This is a genomic window from Streptomyces sp. NPDC001270, assembly GCF_042896695.1.
GTDB lineage: Bacteria > Actinomycetota > Actinomycetes > Streptomycetales > Streptomycetaceae > Streptomyces.
Map to the genome: position 1 here is coordinate 75230 of NZ_JBIAXM010000006.1, position 23470 is coordinate 98699.

Annotated in this window: 18 protein-coding genes and 2 pseudogenes; 6 read left to right on the forward strand and 14 right to left on the reverse strand. The window is 73.2% G+C overall.

Features of this window, described 5'->3' with window-relative positions:
- Positions 1–17: 17 nt before the first annotated feature.
- Entirely contained in the window at positions 18–1769 is a 1752-nt protein-coding gene (locus ACFY2B_RS12125; protein WP_390763044.1) for a hypothetical protein, read from the reverse strand.
- A gap of 226 nt (positions 1770–1995) precedes the next feature.
- Positions 1996–3381, reverse strand: coding sequence for a transcriptional regulator (locus ACFY2B_RS12130; protein WP_390763045.1), 1386 nt, complete (start codon positions 3379–3381; stop codon positions 1996–1998).
- 274 nt (positions 3382–3655) lie between these two features.
- On the opposite strand from ACFY2B_RS12130, the gene ACFY2B_RS12135 reads away from it, so the two are divergent.
- From ACFY2B_RS12135 to ACFY2B_RS12145, 3 genes and pseudogenes are all read left to right on the forward strand, one after another.
- Entirely contained in the window at positions 3656–4309 is a 654-nt protein-coding gene (locus ACFY2B_RS12135) for a bifunctional DNA primase/polymerase (RefSeq protein WP_390763046.1), read from the forward strand.
- 273 nt (positions 4310–4582) lie between these two features.
- Complete coding sequence (locus ACFY2B_RS12140; RefSeq protein ID WP_390763047.1) at positions 4583–5374, forward strand: ABC transporter ATP-binding protein; 792 nt, start codon at positions 4583–4585, stop codon at positions 5372–5374.
- A pseudogene (locus tag ACFY2B_RS12145) lies at positions 5371–6958 on the forward strand (transporter). Before ACFY2B_RS12140 ends, ACFY2B_RS12145 begins: the two are co-directional and overlap by 4 nt.
- 329 nt (positions 6959–7287) lie before the next feature.
- On the opposite strand, the gene ACFY2B_RS12150 reads toward ACFY2B_RS12145, so the two are convergent.
- Both ACFY2B_RS12150 and ACFY2B_RS12155 read right to left on the reverse strand, forming a co-directional pair.
- Complete coding sequence (locus ACFY2B_RS12150) at positions 7288–8145, reverse strand: alpha/beta fold hydrolase (RefSeq protein ID WP_390763048.1); 858 nt, start codon at positions 8143–8145, stop codon at positions 7288–7290.
- A gap of 589 nt (positions 8146–8734) precedes the next feature.
- Positions 8735–9427: a metal-dependent transcriptional regulator gene (locus ACFY2B_RS12155; RefSeq protein ID WP_390763049.1), complete on the reverse strand. Its 693-nt coding sequence runs from the start codon at positions 9425–9427 to the stop codon at positions 8735–8737.
- 257 nt (positions 9428–9684) lie between these two features.
- Between ACFY2B_RS12155 and ACFY2B_RS12160 the strand changes: the two genes are divergently transcribed.
- A complete protein-coding gene (locus ACFY2B_RS12160) occupies positions 9685–10440 on the forward strand; it encodes an SIS domain-containing protein (protein ID WP_390763050.1) in 756 nt (251 codons plus the stop codon).
- Positions 10441–10496: 56 nt separating this feature from the next.
- Here the strand turns inward: ACFY2B_RS12160 and ACFY2B_RS12165 are convergent, their stop codons facing one another.
- Positions 10497–11924, reverse strand: a complete 1428-nt coding sequence (locus tag ACFY2B_RS12165) for a PAS domain-containing protein (RefSeq protein ID WP_390763051.1) — start codon at positions 11922–11924, stop codon at positions 10497–10499.
- 479 nt (positions 11925–12403) lie between these two features.
- Complete coding sequence (gene pdxH / locus ACFY2B_RS12170) at positions 12404–13078, reverse strand: pyridoxamine 5'-phosphate oxidase (protein WP_390763052.1); 675 nt, start codon at positions 13076–13078, stop codon at positions 12404–12406.
- Positions 13079–13335: 257 nt separating this feature from the next.
- Between pdxH and ACFY2B_RS12175 the strand changes: the two genes are divergently transcribed.
- Positions 13336–14436 carry a citrate synthase 2 gene (locus ACFY2B_RS12175; protein ID WP_376534699.1) on the forward strand — a complete coding sequence of 367 codons (1101 nt, stop codon included), beginning with the start codon at positions 13336–13338 and terminating at the stop codon, positions 14434–14436.
- 86 nt (positions 14437–14522) lie between these two features.
- On the opposite strand, the gene ACFY2B_RS12180 is transcribed toward ACFY2B_RS12175, so the two are convergent.
- Positions 14523–15575, reverse strand: coding sequence for an isopenicillin N synthase family dioxygenase (locus tag ACFY2B_RS12180; protein ID WP_390763053.1), 1053 nt, complete (start codon positions 15573–15575; stop codon positions 14523–14525).
- A gap of 288 nt (positions 15576–15863) precedes the next feature.
- A complete protein-coding gene (locus ACFY2B_RS12185) occupies positions 15864–16247 on the reverse strand; it encodes a winged helix-turn-helix transcriptional regulator (RefSeq protein WP_390763054.1) in 384 nt (127 codons plus the stop codon).
- Between the two features lie 101 nt (positions 16248–16348).
- On the opposite strand from ACFY2B_RS12185, the gene ACFY2B_RS12190 reads away from it, so the two are divergent.
- The gene (locus tag ACFY2B_RS12190) at positions 16349–16750 is read left to right on the forward strand and encodes a RidA family protein (protein WP_390763055.1); all 402 of its coding nucleotides are present in this window, start codon (positions 16349–16351) and stop codon (positions 16748–16750) included.
- Positions 16751–16787: 37 nt separating this feature from the next.
- Here ACFY2B_RS12190 and ACFY2B_RS12195 read toward each other — a convergent pair whose 3' ends face one another.
- From ACFY2B_RS12195 to ACFY2B_RS12220, 6 genes and pseudogenes are all read right to left on the reverse strand, one after another.
- Positions 16788–17396 carry a TetR/AcrR family transcriptional regulator gene (locus tag ACFY2B_RS12195; RefSeq protein ID WP_390763056.1) on the reverse strand — a complete coding sequence of 203 codons (609 nt, stop codon included), beginning with the start codon at positions 17394–17396 and terminating at the stop codon, positions 16788–16790.
- Complete coding sequence (locus ACFY2B_RS12200; RefSeq protein ID WP_390763057.1) at positions 17384–18118, reverse strand: enoyl-CoA hydratase family protein; 735 nt, start codon at positions 18116–18118, stop codon at positions 17384–17386. Before ACFY2B_RS12200 ends, ACFY2B_RS12195 begins: the two co-directional genes overlap by 13 nt.
- The gene (locus ACFY2B_RS12205; RefSeq protein ID WP_390763058.1) at positions 18115–18339 is read right to left on the reverse strand and encodes a hypothetical protein; all 225 of its coding nucleotides are present in this window, start codon (positions 18337–18339) and stop codon (positions 18115–18117) included. Before ACFY2B_RS12205 ends, ACFY2B_RS12200 begins: the two co-directional genes overlap by 4 nt.
- A gap of 1729 nt (positions 18340–20068) precedes the next feature.
- Positions 20069–20310: pseudogene (locus tag ACFY2B_RS12210) on the reverse strand (AMP-binding protein); the annotation flags it as partial.
- Between the two features lie 52 nt (positions 20311–20362).
- Positions 20363–21529, reverse strand: coding sequence for an acyl-CoA dehydrogenase family protein (locus ACFY2B_RS12215; protein WP_390763059.1), 1167 nt, complete (start codon positions 21527–21529; stop codon positions 20363–20365).
- Between the two features lie 91 nt (positions 21530–21620).
- Positions 21621–23462 carry an acetyl/propionyl/methylcrotonyl-CoA carboxylase subunit alpha gene (locus ACFY2B_RS12220; protein WP_390763060.1) on the reverse strand — a complete coding sequence of 614 codons (1842 nt, stop codon included), beginning with the start codon at positions 23460–23462 and terminating at the stop codon, positions 21621–21623.
- Positions 23463–23470 lie beyond the last annotated feature (8 nt).

The following is a 23470-nucleotide window of genomic DNA, read 5'->3' on the forward strand; positions in this document are numbered from 1 at the left end:
GCGCGGCGCGGTCGGGGTCACAGCTGGGTCGCCTGGCGCTCGGTCAGGCCGTACTTCTTGGCGATCGCGTTCCACAGCCGGGCCGCCTTGCTCTTCTCGGTGCTCGCGGTACCGCTGTCCCGGTTGGCCTCCTGGGCCTGGCCAGTGGTGCGGGCCTGGCCCTTCTTGCAGCCGTTCTTCTTGGCGGCCTGGTCGGCCCAGGCCGCGTAGTGGTTGTCGGCCGACGCCGACGCCTGCCACGCCTTGGTGAGGGCGGTGGTCAGCTCGGCGTGGTCGGGCAACTGGTCCACGGCCAGCTGCGACAGGCGGGAGACCAGATCGGTGCGCTGCTTGGCCGCCGCCCGCAGGGCCGCGGCGGCCTCGCCCTGGTTGCGGCACGCCTTCACGTCGGCCACCGCCTTGATCACCGAGGCGCGGCTGCCGCCGCTGTCGGCGAGCAGCTTGTCCAGGCCCGCGGCCTGCGGCTGGGCCGGATCGTCGGCCGCGGACGGCGATCCGCTGTCCGCGGGGGCCGAGGCGGCGACGGTCTTCTTGTTGTCGCCCTTGTCATCGCCGCCCCCGCTGCTGAGCAGCGCGCCCGCGCCGACCCCGAGGACGATGATGCCGACGCCCGCGGCCGCGATGAGCGGCACCCGCGAGCCGCCGCGGCGCCCACCGCGCCCGCCGCCGTCCTGCGCGCCGCGCCGCCCGCCGCCCCCGCCCGGTCCCTGCGGGGTGTACGCGGGCTGCGGCGGCCCGGCGTAGGTGCTCTGCGGCTGCTGGAAGGGCGGCATCTGCTGGGTGGGCGGGGCCGCCGCGGGACCGCCCGCGGCACTGCGGAAGAGGTTGTCGAACTCGGCGGGCGGCTGCCGGTCCCCGCCCTGCTCGCCGCCGTACGGCGCGGCCACCGGGGGGATGTACTGCGTGGCCTCGGCGTCCGAGCCGGGCGCGGCGGGCTGCGGCTGCTCCGCCCGCCCCAGGAAGCGGGTGTCCTGCCCCGACGCCTCGGGCGGCAACGGGCCCGGAGCCACCGGTGGGATGTACTGCGTGGCGCCCTCGCCCGCGGGAGCGGGCACGGGACCCGGGCCGCCCGCGGCGACCGGCGGTATGTACTGCGTGGCGGCCTGGTCCGCGGGCGCGACCGGCGGTATGTACTGGGTCGCGGCCTGCTCCGCGGGCGCGGACGGCGGTATGTACTGCGTGGCGGCCTGCTCCGCGGGCGCGGCCGGGGGAAGCGGAGCGCCGTACGACTGCTGCTGGGCGCCGCCCCCTCCGTACGACTGCTGCTGGGCGCCGCCGTCTCCGTACGGCAGTTGCGCCGCGTCGCCGCCCGAGCCGTACGGCAGCTGCGCCGCGCCGGTCGCGCCGGAGCCGTAGGCCCCGGCCGCCGGGTCCTGCGGGGCCGCGCCGCCGTGCGGCGGTGTCGGGGAGCCCTCCGGGGGCAGCGGGCCCGCGCCGGGGCCGTGCTGCACCTGAGGAGTCCACGGAGTGGGCTGGTTCGTGGTCCCCCACTCCAGCGCCGGGGCCGGCGGCCAGCCCTGGTCGGGCTGGGGGGCGGCGGCCGACTGCTGCTCCGGGCCCCAGGGCTGCCCCCACGCCTGACCGCCGGGCGGGGCGGCCGACTGGGGACCGCTCGGCTGCGGTCCGGACGGCTGCCCCGGTCCTGACGGCTGCGGGCGGGTCGGCTGAGGTGCGGATCCGCCCGTCATACCCGGCAGCAGCGGCTCGCCACCGTCGGAGGGCAGCACGATGCCTTCGCGCGCGGGCTCGCCCTGTCCACTCTGCGTCACCGGGACTCCTACGATTGGGGGACCTTCGGAATCGTCGGCTCACGCTACCGGGTCCCCCGAGCCGGGTGCCACGCAGCTCAGGGCCCGATCATCTTCCCTGCACCGGCTGTAACGGAACCGCCCCGTGAGGCGCTGTTAATGGCCCCGTCCCCGCGTCAACACGTCGATTTCCCGTCCGTTCACGCTCCGTCCCATTCCGTGTTCACCCGCGTCGCGGGCGGCCGTCTCACGCGGCCTGTTGCAGGTCGAGCCGCGCCCCGAACTCCCGCACCACCGGCTCGTCCCGGTACGGCTCCAGCCGCTGCTGGAAGTCGTCCAGGTACTCGGCGCCGCGATTGGAACGGAGCGTTTCCAGCAGTTCCACCGCTTTCAGACCGGTGTGGCAGCCCTGTTCGACCTCGCGCTGCTGCACCTGCGCTGTGGCGAGAAGCACATAACCGATGGCCCGCCTGCGCACCCGTCCCTCGGGATGCCCGGCCAGCGACTGCTGCGCGTACCGCGCCGCCGCCTCGGACTGCCCGAGGTCGCGGTGGCAGTGCGCCAACTCGTCCGCCAGATACGCCTCGTCGAAGTGCGCGATCCACGCCGGGTCGTCCCCGGAGTCCGCGTCCGCCGACTCCATCGCCGTGACCGCCCGCTCGGACGCCGACTGCGCCGCCCGCACATCGCCCAGCAGGGCGTGCCCGCGCGCCTCGGCCGCGTGGAACATCGCCTCCGCGCGCGGGGTGACCCGGCCCCGCGCCCCTTCCTGCGCCGCGCGCGCCAACTGCGCGATCTCGCGCGGGTTTCCGAGCTGGGCGGCCAGGTGGCTCATGGACGAGGCGAGCACATAGCCGCCGTACCCGCGGTCGCCCGCCGCCTGGGCCAGCCTGAGCGACTGGATGTAGTAGCGCTGGGCGAGGCCCGGTTGGCCGGTGTCGACGGCCATGTACCCGGCCAGCTCGGTCAGTCGGGCCACCGCGGCGAACAGATCGCGGCCCACGGCCTCCCGGTAGGAACCGGCCAGCAGCCCGGAGACGACGCTGTTGAGGTAGTGCACGACCACCGGGCGGACATGCCCGCTGCCGTACTGGTGGTCGAGGTCCACCAGCGCCTGGGTCATCGCGAGCACGGCCGCCACGTCCGACTGCCCCACCCGCGGGCCCGCCTGACGCGCCACCTGGGCGTCCGGCGCCGAGATCAGCCAGTCGCGGCTCGGCTCCACCAGCGCGGACGCGGCGACCGACGAACCGGACAGGAAGTCCCTGCGGCCCACGTCACTGCGCCACAGCTCGCAGACCTGCTCGATGGCGCCCAGTACCGTCGGCGAGAACTGGAGACCGACGCCCGAGGCGAGGTTCTTGCCGTTGGCCATCCCGATCTCGTCGATGGTGACCGTACGGCCCAGTTTGCGGCCCAGCGCCTCGGCGATGATGGCGGGCGCCCGGCCCCGCGGCTGCTGACCGCGCAGCCAACGGGCCACGGACGTCTTGTCGTAGCGCAGGTCGAGGCCGTGCTCGGCGCCGCACATGTTGACCCGGCGGGCGAGCCCGGCGTTCGAGCACCCCGCCTCCTGAATGAGCGCCTGCAACCGTTCGTTCGGCTGCCGCGCGACGAGTGGCCTTGCGGCCATGGCGTACCCCCTGCCAACCCCTGAAGCGAAAAGATCCGGCCCTGAAAATCAATGCCCCGCTACGTACCGAAAATGCGAGACATGCGAGGATTGCCGGAGTAAAAGCTGATCCCGACCCCCAACGGTGGCTACCCCGGCCACGACGGGCTTCCTCCTGCGCGCCCCCGGACATGCATCCATGCGCCCCAATTACGGAACCGATGCTCCTCCCCCGCGCGCGGTCCTGTCATCGCACTGGCCGTAACCCGAGGTGGGCGCGGGAGTTGAGTGGGACGTGGAAGAGACGATCACTGGACCCGAAGCCGCCCAGATTCCGAAGCAGCGCGGGGAATCGCTGCTGGAGAACGCCGTTCGCTACGCCGAGGAGCGCCACTGGGACGTGGTACCCGGCACCTGGCTGGAAGCCGCCGACGGGGAGCAGCACTGCTCCTGCGGCGACGCCGTGTGCGCCGCCCCCGGCGCACACCCGGGGCGCGCGGACTGGGCGACCCTGGCGACCGGGAGCGCGACCGTCGCCCGGCGGATGTGGCAGAAGCAGCCGACGGCGTCCATCCTGCTGCCGACGGGCCGTACCTTCGACGCGTTGTCCGTCCCGGAGTCGGCCGGGTTCCTGGCGCTGGCCCGGATGGAGCGGATGGAGCTGACGCTCGGGCCGGTGACGCGCACCCCCGACCGGCGGATGAACTTCTTCGTTCTGCCGGGTGCCTCGCTGAAGCTCGCGGAACTGCTGCGCAAGCTGAGCTGGTCGCTGGGGTCGCTCGATCTGGTCGCGCTCGGCGAGGGGGCGTACGTGGCTGCGCCGCCTACGCGGTTCGGGTCGCAGGGGGCCGTGCAGTGGGCCTGCCGGCCGACGGCTGCGAATCGGTGGTTGCCGGATGTGGAGGAGTTGATCTCGCCGTTGGCGTATGCGTGCGGGAGGGATCGGTAGGGGTGGTTGTTGGGTGGTTGGGGTTGGGGGGCGGGTGCGGGTGAGTGGGCGGTCTTCGCGCAGTTCCCCGCGCCCCTGGGCGCGAAGGGTGCTGCATCGTTGAGGTTGGGGGGCGAGTGCGGGGCCGTGGGCTTGCTCGCGCAGTTCCCCGCGCCCCTGGGCGCTTGGGGTGCTGCATCGTTGAGGTTGGGGGGCGAGTGCGGGGCCGTGGGGGGTGTTCGCGCAGTTCCCCGCGCCCCTTTGGGGGTGGGGTTTGCACCGTAGGGTGCTCGTATGACGGAGCAAACGGGAGTGGGCGGCGCGGCCGTGTCTGTGCGCGGGCTCTGGAAGCGGTTCGGGCAGCAGGTCGCTGTCGCCGGGATCGATCTGGAGTTGCCGGCGGGAAAGTTCATCGGGCTGGTGGGGCCCAACGGAGCCGGTAAGACCACCACCCTCTCGATGGTGACCGGGCTGCTCCGGCCCGACCAGGGGTCCGTCGAGGTGGTCGGCCACGACGTGTGGCGGGACCCGGTGGCCGTCAAGGCACGGATCGGCGTGCTGCCGGAGGGGCTGCGGCTGTTCGAGCGGCTGTCGGGGCGCGAACTGCTCGGTTACACCGGGCGGTTGCGGGGGCTGCCCGGGGCCGAGGTCGACAAGCGGGCCACCCAACTGCTGGACGTGCTCGATCTCGCCGGTGCCCAGCACAAGCTCGTCGTCGACTACTCCACCGGCATGCGCAAGAAGATCGGGCTGGCCGCGGCCCTCCTGCACAATCCCGAAGTCCTCTTCCTCGACGAGCCGTTCGAGGGCGTCGACCCGGTGTCCGCGCAGACCATCCGGGGCGTCCTGGAGCGGTACACGGGCTCCGGCGCCACCGTCGTCTTCTCCTCCCACGTCATGGAACTCGTCGAGTCACTGTGCGACTGGGTGGCCGTGCTGGCGGCGGGCCGCATCCGCGCGACCGGGCCGCTGTCCGAAGTGCGCGGCGCGCACACCACCCTCCAGGGGGCGTTCCTGGAACTGGTCGGCGCGCAGGGCCGCGACGCCGGCTCCGACCTGGACTGGCTGGGCGGCGGGGCCCGATGACGGACGTCACCGCCACCGTCGTACGGCTGAAGCTGTCCCTGCTGCGCAACGGGCTCAGGCAGTCCGGCGGACGGCGGGCCGCGTTCGTCGCCTCGGCCGTCGTCGCGCTGCTGTTCGCCGCGCTGCAACTGCTCGGCCTGATCGCGCTGCGCGGGAACGCCCACGCCGACGCCGTCGCCCTCCTGGCGACGGCCGTGCTGGCACTGGGCTGGGCCGTGATGCCGCTGTTCTTCCCGAGCGGCGACGAGACGCTGGACCCGACCCGGCTGGTGATGCTGCCGCTGCGCCCGCGCCCGCTGGTACGGGCCCTGCTGGCGGCCTCGCTGGTCGGCATCGGGCCGGCGTTCACGCTGCTCCTGCTGGCCGGCTGTGCCCTGTCGGTCGCCCACGGCGGCGCGGCCTACGTCACCGCGGTCCTCGCGACCGTCCTCGGGGTGCTGGTCTGCGTGGCCCTCGCGCGGGCCGTGGCCGCGGCCAACGTACGGCTGCTGACCAGCCGCAAGGGCCGCGATCTCGCGGTGCTCAGCGGGCTGGTCATCGCGGTCGGCGCGCAACTGGTCAACTTCGGTGCGCAGCGGCTCGGCTCGGCCGGGCTCGGCCAGCTCGCCCCGGCCGCCGACGTGCTGCGCTGGGTGCCGCCCGCCTCGGCGGTGGGCGCGGTGCACGCGGTGAGCGAGGGCGCGTACGGCCGGGCCGCCGCCCAGTTGCTGCTGACCGTGGCGGCGCTGGCGCTGCTGCTCGCCCTGTGGGCGCGCAGCCTGACCCGGCTGATGACCGCGCCCGACGGCTCCACCTTGCAGGCCGCCGACAGCGGCGCCCGCGCGCGCACCTCGACCGGGCTCGGCCGGCTGCTGCCGACGGGCCGCACCGGTACGGTCATGGAGCGCTCCCTGCGCTACGTCTGGCGCGACCCCAAGACCAAGGCGGCGTGGGTGACCTCGCTGGCCATCGGGCTGATCGTGCCGGTGTTCAACGCGTTGCAGGGCACCGGGACGGTCTACTTCGCGTGCTTCGCCGCCGGGATGCTCGGCATCCAGATGTACAACCAGTTCGGGCAGGACACGTCCGCGTTCTGGATGGTGGCCATGACCATCTCGTCCGCCCGGGACGCGTACGTCGAGCTGCGCGGACGGGCGCTGGCACTGCTGGTGATCACCCTGCCGTACGCGGTACTGGTGACCGTCCTGACGACAGCCCCTGCTGGGCGACTGGCACCGGCTGCCCGAGACGCTCGGCCTGTCCTTCGCGCTGCTCGGCGCGATGCTGGCGACCGGGGCGTGGACCTCGGCCCGCTTCCCGTACTCCATCCCGCAGGAGGGCTACAAGAACGTGGCACCCGGGCAGGGCAGCCTGGCCTGGATCGCGATCTTCGGCGGCATGGTCGCGGCGGCCCTGCTGTGCACGCCCGTCATCACCCTCGCCATCGCACTGAACGTGAGCGCGGGCGGCGACGCCTGGACCTGGCTGCTGCTGCCGGTCGGCGCCGCCTACGGCGCGGGAATCACCGTGCTGGGCCTGCGGCTGGCGGCACCGCGGACGGCGGCGTACCTGCCGGAGATACTGGCCGCGGTCAGCAAGGGGTGATGAAGGAGGCAAAGGGGGTGGAGGGGATGGAGGAGGGGGCGAAGGACCGGTGCGGGCTGACGGAGGTCGGTGACCGGCCGACGTACGAAGGCGGCCGGGGCGGCGGGGCCTGCGGAGGTGGCTGAGGCGGCCGGGCGGTCAGACCCCCGGCCCACCCTCCCCGGACCCGTCAGCCGCCCCACTCGGGCCCGTCAGTCGCCGCCTTGCCCGGACCGGCCGGCCACCTTTCCCGGACCCGCCGGCCGCCGGACCCGGACCGGCCGGTCGCCGGGTCCGACGGTGCTCCCCCCCGCGTTCGGATGCGACCCGTCCTCAGCCCGCTCCCGCCCTCACTGGGTGAGGACCGTGTCCAGGAACGGTTCGATCGCCGTGCGCCAGGCGGCCGGCTGGTCGTAGTGGACGAGGTGGCCGGCGTCGGCGACCTCCGCGTACTGGCCGCGGGGCAGGACCCGGACCATCTCCTGGGCCTCGGCGCGGCCCAGCTCGCCGTCGAGGCCGCGGACGACCAGGGCGGGGCAGCCGACGTGGGTCAGCTCCTCCCAGTGGGCGTCATGCACCCAGGTCTCGCGGGACCTCAGCATCCGGTCGGGGTCGAAGACGGGCCGCCAGCCGTCCGCGGACTCGTGCATGATCTCGGCGTAGAACTCGCCGCGGGCCGGATTCGGACGGTCCACCCAGGGGTCGTCCTCGCCGAACCACTTGCGGACGTCGGCGAGCGTGGCGAACGGTACGGGCCAGGACTTGAACCAGTTGGCCCACTCGCGCTGCGAGGCCCCGCCGAGGGCGGAGGCCCGCATGTCGCAGATGACCAGGGCACGCACCAGGTCGGGGCGCTTGACGGCGAGCTGCCAGGCGGTCAGCGCGCCCATGGCGTGTCCGATGACCACGGCCGGGGCGAGGCCGAGCTGTTCGACGGCCGCCTCGGCGTCCTCGATGTAGGCGTCACGGGTGTACGCGGCCGGCGGGGGCTTGTCGCTCTGGCCGTGGCCGCGCTGGTCCAGCGCCACGGCGCGGTGGCGCTCGGAGAGCCAGCGGGCGGTGGCCGCCCAGTGCGAGGCCCGGCCCATCAGGCCGTGCAGTAACAACACCCCGGGCCCGGGTTCCGGATCCGTCTTGGGAGGGTCGGCGAACTCCCAGGCGGCCAGCCCCACGCCGCCCGCTCCCCTCACGTCGATACGCCGTGCCATGCGCTGGCACCCCCCTAGCTCCGCTCGGACCGTACCGCTGTGTCCTGCCGTCGTACCGCTGCGTTGCGCAGATGCTGCCGTAGTTTGCCGTATTTTCCCCGTAGATTGCCCTAGATTATCGAATAGCTTTTCGAAACTGGTGCCTCTGCGGACAACACCCCTCATTCGAGTGACCCCCGACGAGGAATGATCGCCGCCACCGAGGGGAGTTGTTACGCGGGAGGCGGACCGCTCGGGGAAACCGGTCCGCGGGGGATGACCTTGAGAGCTCGGGGCTCCAGGTCAGCACAGGGGAGGACAGGCCCCGGCGCCGCAGGGTGCCGGGGCCCTCTCCCTGTCTGCGGCACATCCTCCCCGCCCCCCCTCCGGTCATATGCCTCTCGCGACAGCCTTGCACGAGATACGGCCGAGCGCTGCCGTTCGGAGCACCGAATCCGGGATTTCGGCGCCACCCGGTCCGGCCCCCAACCGGCGCTCCAGCCACGGGAGTTGACGCCGGACAGGGGGCTGCCCAGACGCCGCGCGCGGCCGGCGTCCGACGCGCCGCCTCTGCGTTCGACGAGCCACCCGCCGTGCCCGGCGGCGCGCCTCAGCGCTTGGCCACGAACACGTGGGAGGCGGTGTCCGCCTCCAGCTCGGCCGCCTCACCGCTGCTGCCCACCAGCACACCGCCCGCCGACTCGGTCACGCTCACCACCGAACCGGGCTGCACACCCGCCCGACGCAGCGTGTACATCAGCTGGGCGTCGGTCTGGATCGGCTCGCCGATACGGCGCACCACGACCGTCTTGCCGTCCGCGCCCGGGTCGAGGTCCGCCAGCGACACCATGCCCTCGTCGAGGAACGGGTCGGCCCCGTCCTGCTCGCCCAGCTCCTCCAGGCCCGGGATGGGGTTGCCGTACGGCGACTCGGTCGGATGGCGCAGCAGCTCCAGGACGCGGCGCTCCACCGCCTCGCTCATCACGTGCTCCCAGCGACACGCCTCGGCGTGCACCTGCTCCCACTCCAGGCCGATCACGTCGACCAGCAGGCACTCCGCGAGCCGGTGCTTGCGCATCACGCGCGTGGCCAGCCGGCGGCCCTCGTCGGTCAGCTCCAGATGCCGGTCGGTCGCCACCGAGACCAGGCCGTCGCGCTCCATCCGCGCGACCGTCTGGCTCACCGTCGGACCGCTCTGGTCCAGCCGCTCGGCGATGCGGGCGCGCATCGGGACCACGCCTTCCTCCTCCAGTTCGAGGATGGTGCGGAGGTACATCTCCGTGGTGTCGATCAGTCCGGACATACGTGCCCCTCGATTACCTCTGCCGGAAGCTGACCGCTCCCGGCATGCGCTGGCCCTGGCCTCAATTCTGACGCATACCACCGACAACCGTCCCGCACCGCCGAAACAGCGGAGTTACCAGCGCGTGTGCGCGGCGCGTCGGGAGCCGCCCTCCTCCGTACGGGACGGCGCTACTGGCCGTATTGACAGCGCGCTGGTCCAGACCGCACGGTGATCCGCGACACAGACGCTGCGACGACGCTGCGAAAGGGCACCGCATGAGCGACGGCACACCGGCCGACCAGTTCTTCGACGCCGCCATCGGCCTGCTGCGACAGGTCCGTGAGGAGGAGTCCGCGGCCATCGCGGCGGCCGGTACGCTCCTCGCCGACACCGTCGAGGCCGGCGGCAGACTGTTCGCCTTCGGCGCCGGACACTCCTCCCTCGCCGCCCAGGACGTCGTCTACCGGGCCGGCGGTCTCGCCCTGATGAACCTGCTCCCGGTGCCCGGTGCCGTCGGCGTCGACGTCGTCCCCGCCACCCTCGGCTCCGCCCTGGAACGCGTCGACGGGCTGGCCAGTGCCGTCCTGGACACCTCACCCGTCCGGTCCGGCGACGTCCTCGTGATCATCTCCCTGTCGGGCCGCAACGCCCTCCCCGTGGAGATGGCGATGGCCGCGCGCGGCCGGGGGGTCAGGGTCATCGGCGTGACGTCGGTGGCGTACGCCACGCAGACCTCGTCCCGGCACGGCTCCGGCACGTACCTGAAGGACCACTGCGACATCGTCCTCGACTCGAAGATCGCGGTCGGCGACGCGGAACTCACCCTCGACACCATCCCGGCCCCCTTCGCCCCCGCCTCCACGGTGGTCACCACCGCGCTCCTCCAGGCGGTCATGGCCACGACAGCGCAGACCCTCGCCGCCCGTGGCGTCGAGCCGCCGCTGCTGCGCTCCGGGAACGTCGACGGCGGACACGACTGGAACACCCGGATCATGGACGAGTACCGGGACCGGATCTTCTACCGGCGCTGAAATCTCCGCGGCAGGCGTGGCTCCTCCGCGCCCCTTCCGGCGCGGCGCCGGCCCGCTCAGCGGTCCTGCGCCGTCGCCGCCGCCAGGTCCAGGGCCGCCGCGATGCGGGCCGCCACGTCTTCCGCGTACGTCGCGTCGAAGCGCTCGAAGGCGCTGCGCGCGGCCCCGCGCAGGAACGTGACGACGCCCAGCGTGCGCCCCCGGCTGCGCAGCACCGCGCACAGCGCGTGCACGCTGTCCCCGGGCCACTGCCGCTCCAGCGCCCATTCCCGGGCCCGCTCGGCGGACATGCCGCCGGCGTCGGCCCGCACCGTCCCGGACCGCTCGACGCACTGCACCGCGGGATGGCCGATCTCGTACCGCAGGGGCAGTCCGGCCGCGCCCGTGAGCAGGCTCGGTCCCGGCGCCCCGGCCGGGGTCGCGGCGATCCGCACCAGCCGCACCGCCGGCCGCACACCGCCGTCGGCCGGCGGCGGGCCCGCCACCCGGTCGATCAGCGCGTGGTCGGCGAACCCGGCGAGCGCGAAGTCGAGGTGGACGGTGGCCGCCTCCGCCGGGCCCTCGCACTCGGCCGCGGCGCGGGCCGCCCGGTGCAGCTGGTTGGTGCGGAAGCGCAGCAGCGACGCCTCCTGCTCACCCTGTTTGGCCTCCGTCACGTCCTGGAACAGCCAGCCGACGCCGAGCGGCACCGGCTCCTCGGCGAGCGGGGAGGCGAGCCGCAGGAAGCCGCTGCGCCAGCACCGCCGCTTCTCGCCCTCCGGGGTCCGCACGGCCACCCACATCTCGGCCGGTGCGGGCGGCGCGCCTTCGGCCAGCACGTGGGTGAGCGCGCCCTCCAGGTCCTCCACGCCCTGGGTGAGCAGCTCACCGAGGGGCCGGCCGAGCACGGACGTGCGGCCTGTGCCCAGGGCGCGCGCCGCGTACGCGTTCACCACCGCGGGCCGCAGGTCGGCGTCGATGAGCACGACGCCCCACGCCGCGTCCTCGAACAGCGCCTCGCTCAGGGCGATGGACCGTTCCAGGTCCATCTGCGCGTGCACCTCGCTGAAGGCGCAGTACACCCCGGCGGGCTTGCCGTCCGGACCGCGCACCGCCGCGGACTGGGTCCGCACCAGGACCCGCCCGCCGTCCTTCGTGACCAGCGCGAACTCGTGCACCTGCCGCCCGGGGGCGTGCATCGCGGACAGCAGCCGGCCCTCGACCTCCTCGGCGTCGGCGCTGCGCACCGCCCAGCCCGCGAACCCGTGCCGCCCCACGGCCTCCGCGGCGGTCCAGCCGAGGATCCGCTCCGCCTCCCGGTTCCAGTGGGTGACGACACCGTCCGCGTCGAAGGCGCACAGGGCCGCGTCCATCCCGTCCAGCAGCGCGGCGAGGAGATCGGAGCCGCCCGCGTCCTCCGGGCCGCACGTGCCCGCGCCACCGGCCCGCTCGGGCTCGTCCGGCCCCAGCTCGTCGGTGGTCCCACTACGCCGGGAAGCACTCACCTGGACCCCCTGCAGGCTGCGTCCGCGGATACGGCGCGAAAGTTCGCTCTCTCTCCTCCATTCAACTCGAACGTGACGCAGCACACACTTGGTTCCCACAATCTTGCGGGAATCGTTGTACGCGCGGCCACCGACACGAACGGCCGCCCCCGCCAGGCGCACGGAACCGGGGGTGACGCGGCGCCGTGAAAAAAGAGCTTGATCGGTGGCCGACCGCTTCCTAGTGTGTGGAGCACACGAGAAGGGAGGTGGTTCGGCAGATGTATGAAAACCGGACGCGTGAGGTGACTGCGGGCTAGCGGCTCGCCACCACACCCAGTGCGGTGCCGGACCAGCACGTGAAAGCCGCGTGCAGCCGGCCCAATCCCAAGCAGTCACCCGACCCGCGGGCTCGCCGGTACGTCCGGCCGGCTTCTTCGTCGTACGGCGAAGGACCCGAGCCCGCGGGTCGTCTGCGTGTGCGGGCGTTCCCGCCGCGGTCAGGGGCTGAGTCGTTCCAGGCGCCAGCCGCCGTCCTCCGCGGCGACGTAGCGCAGCCGGTCGTGCAGGCGGTTCTCCCGGCCCTGCCAGAACTCGACCGTGCGCGGGGTGACGCGGAAGCCGCCCCAGTGCGGCGGCACCGGTACCTGCTCGCCCTCCGGATAGCGAGCCGCGAGGTCGGCGTAGGACTCCTCCAGGGCGGCCCGGGAGGGGATCACCGTGGACTGGGCGCTGGCCCAGGCGCCGAGCTGGGAGCCGTGCGGGCGGGTGCGGAAGTAGCCGGCGGTCTCGTCGCGGCCGGTGCGGTGGGCGGTGCCCGTCACGATGACCTGGCGGGCCAGGGGGTGCCAGGGGAAGAGCAGGGACACCTGGGGGTTCCCGGCCAGTTCGCGGCCCTTGCGGGAGTCGTAGTTGGTGTAGAAGACGAAGCCCCGGTCGTCGTACTGCTTCAGCAGGACCGTGCGGGAGCTGGGGCGGCCCTCGGCGTCCGCCGTGGAGACGACCATCGCGTTGGGTTCGTAGACCGTCCCGTGCGCGGCGGCCAGCGCGGCGTGCTCGAACCAGCGGGCGAACTGCTCCATCGGGTGTGCGGCCAGGTCGGTCTCGTCGATGCCCTCCACGCGGTAGTGCTTGCGCATGGCGGCGGGGTCGAGGATGGGGTCGCGGTCGGTCACGCGGTCATCTTGCCGTATGCGTGTACGGACGTGCGGGGCGTGGAGTCACGGCACGGACCGTGGCACGCAGTGCCGTACAGCCTCCCCCGCGGTGGCACCCGGCGCTATGGTGCTGATGCCCCGCCGGTTGGGTGAGCGTAGGCCGATCGGGGCATCACCGGGGTGACCGCCCGGACCGCGAGTCCTGAGAGCGACCGTGGAACCGTGGTAGTACCCGCGTCCGCCATGCGCCCGCACACACCACGAGGAGCCGCCCCATGTCCGATTTCGTACCCGGGCTCGAAGGAGTCGTCGCGTTCGAGACGGAGATCGCCGAACCGGACAAGGAAGGCGGTGCCCTGCGGTACCGGGGTGTCGACATCGAGGAGTTGGTCGGGCACGTCTCCTTCGGGAACGTGTGGGGGCTGCTCGTCGACGGCGCCTTCAACCCCGGTCTGCCGCCCGCCGAGCCGTTCCCGATCCCGGTGCACTCCGGTGACGTCCGGGTCGACGTGCAGTCGGCGCTCGCCATGCTGGCCCCGGTGTGGGGGCTGAAACCGCTGCTCGACATCGACGAGGAGCAGGCCCGCGACGACCTGGCCCGGGCGGCGGTGATGGCGCTGTCCTACGTCGCCCAGTCGGCGCGCGGGCAGGGGCTGCCGATGGTGCCGCAGCAGGAGATCGACAAGGCGTCCACGATCGTCGAACGGTTCATGATCCGCTGGCGGGGCGAGCCGGACCCGAAGCACGTCGCGGCCGTCGACGCGTACTGGACCTCGGCCGCCGAACACGGCATGAACGCCTCCACCTTCACCGCCCGGGTCATCGCCTCCACCGGTGCGGACGTGGCCGCCGCGCTGTCCGGCGCGGTGGGCGCCATGTCGGGTCCGCTGCACGGCGGCGCGCCCTCCCGGGTCCTCGGGATGATCGAGGAGATCGAGCGCACCGGGGACGCGGAGGCGTACGTCAAGCAGGCCCTGGACCGGGGTGAGCGGCTGATGGGCTTCGGGCACCGGGTGTACCGGGCCGAGGACCCCCGCGCGCGCGTGCTGCGGCGCACGGCCCGCGAGCTGGGCGCGCCGCGCTACGAGATCGCGGAGGCGCTGGAGAAGGCGGCCCTGGAGGAGTTGCACAACCGGCGTCCGGACCGGGTCCTCGCCACGAACGTCGAGTTCTGGGCGGCGATCATGCTGGACTTCGCCGAGGTTCCCGCGTCCATGTTCACGTCGATGTTCACCTGCGCGCGGACCGCGGGCTGGTCGGCGCACGTCCTGGAGCAGAAGCGGACGGGACGGCTGGTGCGCCCGTCCGCCCGCTATGTGGGTCCGGGGTCGCGCAGCGTGCGGGACATCGAGGGGTACGCGGACATCTCGCACTGAGGGCGGGGCCCGGCGACCCCGTACGGAAGGCGGGGCCCGGCCTTCTCGTGCTGGGGGCGGGGCCCGGCCCGGTGGGGGGTGGCCGGTCAGGCCGGGAGGAGCAGGTCCCGGTGGTGCCGTCGCGCCACCAGGGGGTGGGCGCGCAGCTCGCCCTTCAGCTCGTGGTGGCCGTACTCGGCGGACGGCGGTGCGGCCGGGTCCCCGGTGCTGCCGGGGGCCTCGGCCGCGTACGGCGCGTACGGGAAGGGGAGCGGCGGCACACGGGCGTCGAGCCGCGGGTTGGCGAAGAACGGGACGGAGTACCGCTCGGCGGCGCCGGGCGGGGCGGCGGCCCGGTGGTCGGCGGCGAGCAGGTAGCCGCCGGTCGCCGCCTCAAGGCGTTCACCGAGGTTGACCAGGAAGGCGTCGTCCGGCGGTGGTGCGGCGTGACGGCGGCCGTCCGTCCCGTGCGCGTGGAGTTGCAGGGTCAGAAAGCCGCGGTCCTTGGACGCGCCGGCGGTGCCGCCGTGGCCGGTGCCGTCCCCGCCGGTGCCGCCGGAACCCGTGGCGCCGGTGTGGCGTACGAGGCTGAGGCGCGGGTGGGCATGGTCGCCGAAGAGGGGGTCGTAGAAGTCGGCGGGGGCGCCTACGGCGGTGAGCAGTTCGTGCAGCAGCCGCCGGGCCACCCCGCTGAGCCGGTCGAGCCAGGCGAGGGCGGCGGTCCGCAGTTCGGGGAGGGCGGCGGGCCACTGGTTGGGGCCTTCGAGCCACCGGTACGCGGGCTCGCCCGGACCGGGGGCGCGGGCGGGGCGTTCGGCGCCCAGGTCCAGCTGGTCGCGTCGGCCGCGGGCGCCGGGGGTGTGCTCGTCGCCGGTCCGGGAGTAGCCGCGGAAGTGGGGCGAGCCGGCGCTGTCGAGGGCGAGCCGGTCGGCCTCGGGGAGCGCGAAGAAGGTGCGTACGGCGGTGAGCAGCGCGGCCCGCTCGGCCCGTGGCACGCCGTGTCCGACGAGCTGGAAGAAGCCGATGTCGTGGGCGGCGCTGTGCAGTTGCGCGTGCAGCAGGGTACGGGCCTGGCGGCCGCGGTCGGCCGCCGAGAGGTCGATGATCGGCAGCTGGTCGTGCCACGAGGTCGTCGTGGTGCGCCGCTCGGGATGCGTCATGGGGCTGGGTCCGCGGGGTGGTGGGCCGGCCCGGGCAGCCGTCGCGGACGGGCGGCGGGGCCGCGGATGCCTCGGGGGGAAGCGCGAGTGGAGGAACGTGCGGGCGGCGGGGCCAGGTCAGGCGGAGCGCCGACAGCCCGTGCTCGTGACGAGGGCGTGGTCCACGTGACGGCGCCTGACGAGCATCAAGATCATGTGTCCAGGGTATCGCCCGCCGAACGCGTACCCGCGGGGGCGCCCCAGCCCCTCCGCGGTCGGCCCGCGCGCCCGCTCCCGAACCGGCGCCCCTCAGGAGTCGAACCGGCCGCGGGCGTCCTCGATGTGGCCCAGGTACTGGCTGGTCCAGCCGCATATGGCGTCGACCGTGGTGCGCAGCGCCCGTCCCGGCTCGGTGAGGGTGTACTCGACCCGCGGCGGCACGGTGGGGTGCACCTTGCGGTCGACCAGGCCGTTGCGCTCCAGCATGCGCAGGTTCTGGGTGAGCATCTTGTGGCTGACGCCCTCGACCTCGTCGCGCAGTTCGCTGAAGCGCAAGGTGCGCTCGCCGAGCGCCTCGATGATCAGGAACGCCCACTTGTTGGCGACGTCCGAGAAGATCTCGCGCGCCAGGGAGTCCGCGCGCCTCAGGTCCGCGTCCTCGGGCAGAGACGTGAGCTGCTGCTTTGTCACCATGAGGTTCCTCAGTCACCAAAAAGTGCGTTCTTCCACGTCGGCCCTCACTTTCCTACAGTTCCTGAGTAACCACAAGAGAGCACGAGAGAAGGGCCACTCCCATGTCCGCCATCGACGCCTTCCGCTTCGGCATATCGGCCGAGACCGACTTCGGCTACTCCCAGGCGATCAGGTCCGGCGATCTGATCCACGCCTCCGGGCAGCTCTCGTTCGACGAGGCGGGCGAGTTCCGTCACGCGGACGACTTCGCCGCGCAGCTCAAGCTGACCTACGCCGCCATGGACCGGATCCTCGACCACTACGGCGTCACCCGGAAGCAGATCGTCTCGCAGACCGTGTACCTGGTGGACCTGCGGCAGCACGCCACGGCGATCGCGGAGGGCAACATGGCGTACTTCGGCGACCACTGGCCGGCCAGCACGGTCCTCGGCATCAGCGAACTGACCCTCCCCGGCCAGCTCGTGGAGATCGCCTTCGTCGTCGACACGAAGCTGCCCGCCTGACCCGGTGCCGTGCCCCGGCCGGTGTCCGGCCGGAGCCTCAGTCCGCACCGTCCAGGGTCTCCTCCAGCAGCGCCGCCCACTGGGCGACCACGCGCCGGCGGCGGGCCGTGTCATCGGTGAGGAGGTTGGCCAGGCCCAGGCCGCGGGCCATGTCCAGCAGGCCCTGTACGGTCTCCCGGACGCCGGGGCGGGATTCGTCGGCACCGAGCAGTTCGACCGCTATCCGGTGGGTCTCCCGGCCGACGCGGGCCTCCAGTTCGGTCACCCGGGGCCGCAGCGGCTCCTCGTCGCAGGCGGCCACCCACAGGTGGAGGGCGGCGCGGAAGAGGGGTCCCGTGTACAGGTCGACGAGGGCGGCGACGACGGCGGGGCGGGCCGCGGCGCCCTCCGGGAACAGGGTGCGCAGGGCGGCGGAGCGCTGTTCGGCGACGTATTCGACGGCCGCCGTGAACAGGTCCTCGCGGGTGCGGAAGTGGTGCTGGGCCGCGCCGCGGGAGACGCCCGCGCGCTCGGCGACGACGGTGACCGTGGAGCCCGCCCAGCCGTGCTCCGCGAGGCAGGCCACGGCGGCCTCCAGGAGCCGCTGCCGGGTGGCCCGGCTGCGGTCCTGCTTGGGCAGGCGGTCCTCTGCGGTCACAGCACCCATGCGGCATCCCGTCGGTCGAGGAAGGCCGTCATCCCCTCCCGGGCCTGGGCGGAGGCGAACAGCCGGGCCGAGAGCGCGGTCAGGTCGGCTGCTTCCCGGTCGAATGTCTCCAGCACCTTAGCCGTGAGCAGGCGTTTCGTCTCGGCCAGGCCCTGCGGCGAGGACCGGCGCAGGCCGTCGAGGACGGGGGCGAGCGCCGCGTCGACGTCGTCACCGGCGAGGGTCAGCAGGCCGATGCGGGCCGCTTCGGCGGCGTCGAACCGTTCGCCGGTGAGGTAGTAGCGGGCGAGGGCGCGCGGGTCGGCGCGCGGGACGAGCGGCAGGGAGATGACGGCGGGTGCCACGCCGATCCGTACCTCGGTGAAGGCGAACGTGGCCCCGGTGCCGGCGGCCGCGATGTCGCAGGCGGCGAGCAGGCCGAGGCCGCCCGCGCGGACGTGCCCGGTGACCCGGGCGACCACGGGCCGCTCCAGTTCGACGATCTGTCTGAGCAGTGCGACGACGGCGTCCGGGTGCGGGGGTTCGCGCAGGTCGGCGCCGGCGCAGAAGGTGCCGCCGGTGTGGGTGAGGACGACGGCCCGTACGCCGTCGTCCGCGCCGCACTCGGCCAGCGCGTCCGCGAGGTCGCCGACGAGTGCGGCGGACAGGGCGTTGCGGGTGTCGACCGAGTCCAGGCTGAGGGTTTCCACGCCACGCGCGCGCGTACGTCCGATCAGTGTCACGACCGCTCCCCCGGTTCGCGCAGTGCGCGGCGGAGGATCTTCCCGGCGGCGGACCGGGGCACTTCCGCGACGAAGGTGACCCGCCGTATCCGTTTGCCGGGGGCGACGCGTGCGGCGACGTACCTCATGACCTCTCCTTCGGTCGGTCCGGCGGTGGTGGGCTGGTGGACCACGAAGGCGTGCGGGACCTCGTTGTCGTCCTGGTCGTGGACGCCGAGCATCGGGCCCCCTCTCCCCTGACCTGAGGTGTGGGTTTTCAGAGAGTGGCAGCAGGCGCGGAAACAATCAAGCGCGCCTGCATGGTTCGTGCTCCACTGGTCGGCCCAGGGGTCGGGCTCCCCCACGGGATGGAACTCGTAGGTGCGCACCCGAGCAGTGCGGCAAAGGTGCCAAGAACGGCGATGATGGCCGACGGGTTGTAGAGGCGTCGGGCGAGCGGGGGCACGGTGCGGGTGTCCTCCGCACCGCAGCATGTGCCCGATCCCGCGGACCGTCGTCCGGCCCGAGCACGGGCCGCAGCGATGATCCCAGCCGTCCTCGCCGTCGTCCGGGCCGCCGTCGAGAATGCCCAGCGCGACCAGGTCGAGCACCCGGCAGCCGTCACTGCCCGCATCGCCGCCGAACTACGCACGGAGGGGTGGACGTTCGCCCCCCCCTCGAACGCAGCGAGACCGGTACGGCGGGAGGCGAAGCATCGGAGGTGGATACCCACTCACCGATGCTTCCGTTCGACGGGCCGTCAGGACGGCTGCCGGGAAATTCCCACCCAACGCGACCCACGCCGGGAAATTTCAGCGAGAGACGCCTGAACAGAAATGCAGAACTACCGTCCACGTGTGCTCGGGCGAGCGGCGGGAGCCATGTGCGCGAGAGGCAGGGCCCGCGGCAGGTTGAAGCTGGAAGCGTCAGACAGACGGGGCCCGCGCTCAATATCGGCCGCAGGGTGTGTCTCCATCTGCGATCGGGCTGCGCGAGCGGCGAGAATACCAGAAGTAACGCCTGCGACACCTGACGCCGCGGCCAACGGAATCGCACCGGGAAGAGTGCCCCGCGCAAGTATGGCAGCACCGCCAGTGATGAAAGAGGTCACCCCGGCCATCGCAGCAGCCGAATAATCACGTGGCCTGGCGTTCGGAGCCTGTTCCGGCATTTCATCTCTTTTCATCGGTATCGGGTGGACGGGCTTCCGCTTTGACGCGGTGATTTCTGGAGTACCTGTTCGTGCTCTAGAACGCTTGAGACAGGCGTTTGGTTCAGTCGATCTCCCACCTTGCGAGCAGCAGACCGAGTGGCCGCCACGCATCCTGGGAGGTACGTACCTGATGGCTCGCAGCACTCCAGCCGAACGGTTCGCCGCCAAGACGACCCCCGGGCCCATACCCGCCGGCCTGCCAACTCCCTGCCCACCCGCGGGTGGGCAGGGAACCCAAGCGTGACACCGGCCCGGACGTGCCGCGCGTGCCGCCGCCCACTGACCGCACCCTCGCCCGACGGATAGGGGCCCAAGTGCCGGCGCAAGCAGCCGCCGCCCGCCGTCCGGGTCCACGGGGGCGACCTGTTCGCCCCCGCCCAGCAGTCGCGCCCTGTCCCGCCGCCCCTGCCACCGCCCCACGCAGGGACGCGACGGCGACCGCAGCGACCGGCGGGCCGTCGTCGACGTCCGGCTCGCACGCCTCGACCGACGGTCCCCGGCCGAGGCCGCCCTGGTGCGCGAGCACGTGCAGGAAGAACAGCGCCTCGCCGACGAGAACCGCCTCGCCATGATCGGCACGACCCGCGCACTTGCCAAGCACCGCAAGGCCACCGACGCCGCGATCGTTGCCCCGACAGCCACTGACCCCACTACAGTCGCCCCGCCCTCACAGCTCCCCCGAGGGCGGGGGCCCCGCATCCCACTGGAGATCGGTTGCGGCACCGGCCGAGCCTTGGCCCATCTCGCCCGATTGGGCGTGTCGGGAACGCGACGGTGTTCGGGCTGTGCGGGGCGAGCACGTCGCCCTTGCGCAGCCCGGCGTCGGCGAACTCGGCGGCGACGCGCCGGTGGAACCGGTCCAGCTGTGCGTACGTGAGGGGGTGCCGTCCACGCCGTCGATCAGCGCGGCCCGGTCGCCGAACTCGGCGGCCCGGTTCAGGACGGCCTCGTGGAGGGGGAGTTCGACGGCCGGGACGTCGGCGTACTCGCTGCGGAACACGGTTCATCCAAGGCGGCCCGGGGTCCTGCTGACAGATCCCCGCGGATGGGCTCTAGTACGACTTGGGCAGACCGAGGGTCTGGTGGGAGACGTAGTTGAGGATCATCTCCCGGCTCACCGGGGCGATACGGGCCACGCGTGCGGCCGTTATCAGCGAGGCGAGCCCGAACTCGCGGGTGAGGCCGTTGCCGCCGAGGGTGTGCACGGCCTGGTCGACGGCCTTCACGCAGGCTTCCCCGGCGGCGTACTTGGCCATGTTGGCGGCCTCGCCGGCGCCGGCGTCGTCCCCGGCGTCGTAGAGGTGGGCGGCCTTCTGCATCATCAGCCGGGCCAGTTCGAGGTCGATGTGGGCCTGCGCGAGGGGGTGTGCGACAGCCTGGTGGGCGCCGATGGGGGTCTGCCAGACGGTGCGGTCCCGGGCGTACTCGACCGCCTTCGCCAGCGCGTAACGGCCCATGCCGATCGCGAACGCGGCCGTCATGATGCGTTCCGGGTTGAGTCCGGCGAAGAGTTGGAGCAGGCCCGCGTCCTCTTCACCGACGAGCGCGTCGGCGGGCAGCCGTACGTCGTCCAGGGTGAGTTCGAACTGCTTCTCGGCGGCGTTGATCTCCATGTCGATGGGCCGCCGCGTGAAGCCCTCCGTGTCGCGCGGGACGATGAACAGGCAGGGCTTCAGCCGCCCGGTGCGGGCGTCCTCGGTGCGGCCGACGATCAGCACCGCGTCGGCGATGTCCACACCGGAGATGAACACCTTGCGGCCGGTCAGCAGCCAGTCGCCGGTGCCGGGGTCGCGGCGGGCGGTGGTGGTGATGCGGTGCGAGTTGGAGCCGGCGTCGGGCTCGGTGATGCCGAAGGCCATGGTGCGGGTGCCGTCGGCCAGGCCGGGCAGCCAGGCGCGTTTCTGCTCCTCGGTGCCGAAGCGGGCGATGACCGTGCCGCAGATCGCGGGCGAGACGACCAGCATCAGCAGTGGGCAGCCTGCGGCGCCCAGCTCCTCAAGGACTATGGAGAGTTCGGTGATGCCACCACCCCCGCCGCCGTACTCCTCGGGGAGGTTGACGCCGAGGTAGCCGAGCTTGCCCGCTTCGGCCCACAGTTCCGCGGGATGGCGGCCCTCGGCGACGGTGCGGGTGAAGTAGTCGCGGCCGTAGCGCTGCCCGAGGGCGGCTGCCGCGGCTCGTAGGGCCTTGTGCTCGTCGGACTCGATGAGGGTGGTCATGCGTTCCTCCGCGTACGGCTCGTGTGTGGCTGCTCGCGCGGTGCCCCGGCTCTCCGGCCCACTCGCGCCGTTCCCCTGTTCCCCGCTCGCGCTAGCCGGGTTCGACCACCGCCAGCACCGTGCCCGGCTCCACCTGCTGTCCCGGTTTGACGTGCAGCGCGGTGAGGGTGCCGGTGACGGGTGCGGAGATCTGGTGCTGCATCTTCATCGCCTCCAGCCAGATCAGGGGCTGCCCGGCCCGGACGGGTGCGCCCTCGGTCAGGTCCTCGGCGACGCGTACGACCGTGCCCGGCATCGGGGCCAGCAGGGAGCCGGGGGCGAGCTGGGCGGTCGGGTCCGGAAAGCGGGGCAGCGCGGTGAGGGCGGTGGCGCCCACGTGGACCCGGTCGCCGTAGCGGGCGATCTCGAAGCGCCGCCGTACGCCGTCGGCTTCGAGTACGACCAGCCGCGCGTCGGCGTGCACGACCCGGACGCCGTCGGCCGCGAGCCCTTCGCGGGTGTGCCGGTAGTGGACCTCGTGCTCCTCGCCCGCCATCAGGTAGCGCTTGGTCTGCGGCTGGGAGGGGACGTTGCGGAAGCCGCCGAACCGGGAGCGGCCGTGCGCGTCGGCGAGCGCGGCGGCCAGCGGGACGTACGGGTCGGGGGCGGGCTCGGTCAGCGCGGTGAGGTGGCGGTCGTAGAAGCCGGTGTCCATCCGGGCCGCGGCGAACTCCGGGTGCCGCAGGGACCGTACGAGCAGGTCGCGGTTGGTGACCGGGCCGTGCACGGCCGCCCGCTCCAGCGCGCCGGACAGTTTGCGGACGGCCTCCGCGCGGGTGGGCGCATGGGCGACGATCTTCGCGAGCATCGGGTCGTAGTGGACGCCGATCCCGTCGCCGTCGGTGTAGCCGGTGTCCAGGCGGACGCCGTCGGGTACGGCGAGGCGGTGCAGGGTGCCGGTCTGCGGGGCCCAGTCGCGGGCCGGGTCCTCGGCGTACAGACGGGCCTCGACCGCATGGCCACGCGCGCGTGGCGGCGCGCCCGCCAGGGCGTGGCCCTCGGCGACGCGGAGCTGCTCGGCCACCAGGTCGATGCCGAACACGGCCTCGGTGACGGGGTGTTCGACCTGGAGGCGGGTGTTCATCTCCAGGAAGTGGGCCCTGCCGTCGGCGACCAGGAACTCCACGGTGCCCGCGCCCACGTACGACACGGAGCGGGCGGCGCGTTCGGCCAGCGCGTACAGCTCGTCGGTGAGCGCGGCGTCCAGGCCGGGCGCGGGGGCCTCCTCGACGACCTTCTGGTGACGGCGCTGAAGGGAGCAGTCGCGGGTGCCGAGCGTCCACACCGTGCCGTGCGTGTCGGCGAGGACCTGCACCTCGACGTGGCGGCCGTGCTCGACGTAGGGCTCGACGAACACCTCGCCGTCCCCGAAGGCGCTCTCCGCCTCGGCCCGCGCGCCCGCCAGCGCGTCGTCGAGCCGGTCCAGGGCGCGGACGATCCGCATGCCGCGTCCGCCGCCGCCCGCCGCCGCCTTGACCAGGACCGGCAGGTCGGCCTCGGTGACCTCGTCGAGCGGCGCGAGCCCCATCAGCCGCTTGGCGCGGGTCTTGGACGCCATCGCCTCGATCGCCTCCGGCGGCGGCCCGATCCAGACCAGGCCCGCGGCCAGGACGGCGCGCGCGAAGCCGGAGTTCTCGGACAGGAAGCCGTAACCGGGGTGCACGGCGTTCGCACCGGCCGCCACGGCGGCCCGCACGATCAGGTCGGCCCGCAGATAGGTCTCGGCGGGCGTCGCGCCCGGCAGCCGTACGGCGGTGTCGGCCACGCGCGCGTGCAGCGCGTTCTCGTCGGCGTCCGAGTGCACGGCGATGGTCCTGATGCCCAGGTCGCGGCAGGTGCGGAAGATCCGGCAGGCGATCTCGCCCCGGTTGGCCACGAGGACAGAAGTGATCATTACTGGTC

Coding starts and splice junctions, on each gene's coding strand:
- ACFY2B_RS12130 (WP_390763045.1), bottom strand. CDS start 3,381: ATGGCCGCAAGGCCACTCGTCGCGCGGCAGCCGAACGAACGGTTGCAG.
- ACFY2B_RS12180 (WP_390763053.1), bottom strand. CDS start 15,575: ATGACGCATCCCGAGCGGCGCACCACGACGACCTCGTGGCACGACCAG.
- ACFY2B_RS12150 (WP_390763048.1), bottom strand. CDS start 8,145: ATGGCACGGCGTATCGACGTGAGGGGAGCGGGCGGCGTGGGGCTGGCC.
- ACFY2B_RS12215 (WP_390763059.1), bottom strand. CDS start 21,529: ATGACCACCCTCATCGAGTCCGACGAGCACAAGGCCCTACGAGCCGCG.
- ACFY2B_RS12175 (WP_376534699.1), top strand. CDS start 13,336: ATGTCCGATTTCGTACCCGGGCTCGAAGGAGTCGTCGCGTTCGAGACG.
- ACFY2B_RS12155 (WP_390763049.1), bottom strand. CDS start 9,427: ATGTCCGGACTGATCGACACCACGGAGATGTACCTCCGCACCATCCTC.
- ACFY2B_RS12195 (WP_390763056.1), bottom strand. CDS start 17,396: ATGGGTGCTGTGACCGCAGAGGACCGCCTGCCCAAGCAGGACCGCAGC.
- ACFY2B_RS12140 (WP_390763047.1), top strand. CDS start 4,583: ATGACGGAGCAAACGGGAGTGGGCGGCGCGGCCGTGTCTGTGCGCGGG.
- ACFY2B_RS12190 (WP_390763055.1), top strand. CDS start 16,349: ATGTCCGCCATCGACGCCTTCCGCTTCGGCATATCGGCCGAGACCGAC.
- ACFY2B_RS12220 (WP_390763060.1), bottom strand. CDS start 23,462: ATGATCACTTCTGTCCTCGTGGCCAACCGGGGCGAGATCGCCTGCCGG.
- ACFY2B_RS12160 (WP_390763050.1), top strand. CDS start 9,685: ATGAGCGACGGCACACCGGCCGACCAGTTCTTCGACGCCGCCATCGGC.
- ACFY2B_RS12205 (WP_390763058.1), bottom strand. CDS start 18,339: ATGCTCGGCGTCCACGACCAGGACGACAACGAGGTCCCGCACGCCTTC.
- ACFY2B_RS12185 (WP_390763054.1), bottom strand. CDS start 16,247: ATGGTGACAAAGCAGCAGCTCACGTCTCTGCCCGAGGACGCGGACCTG.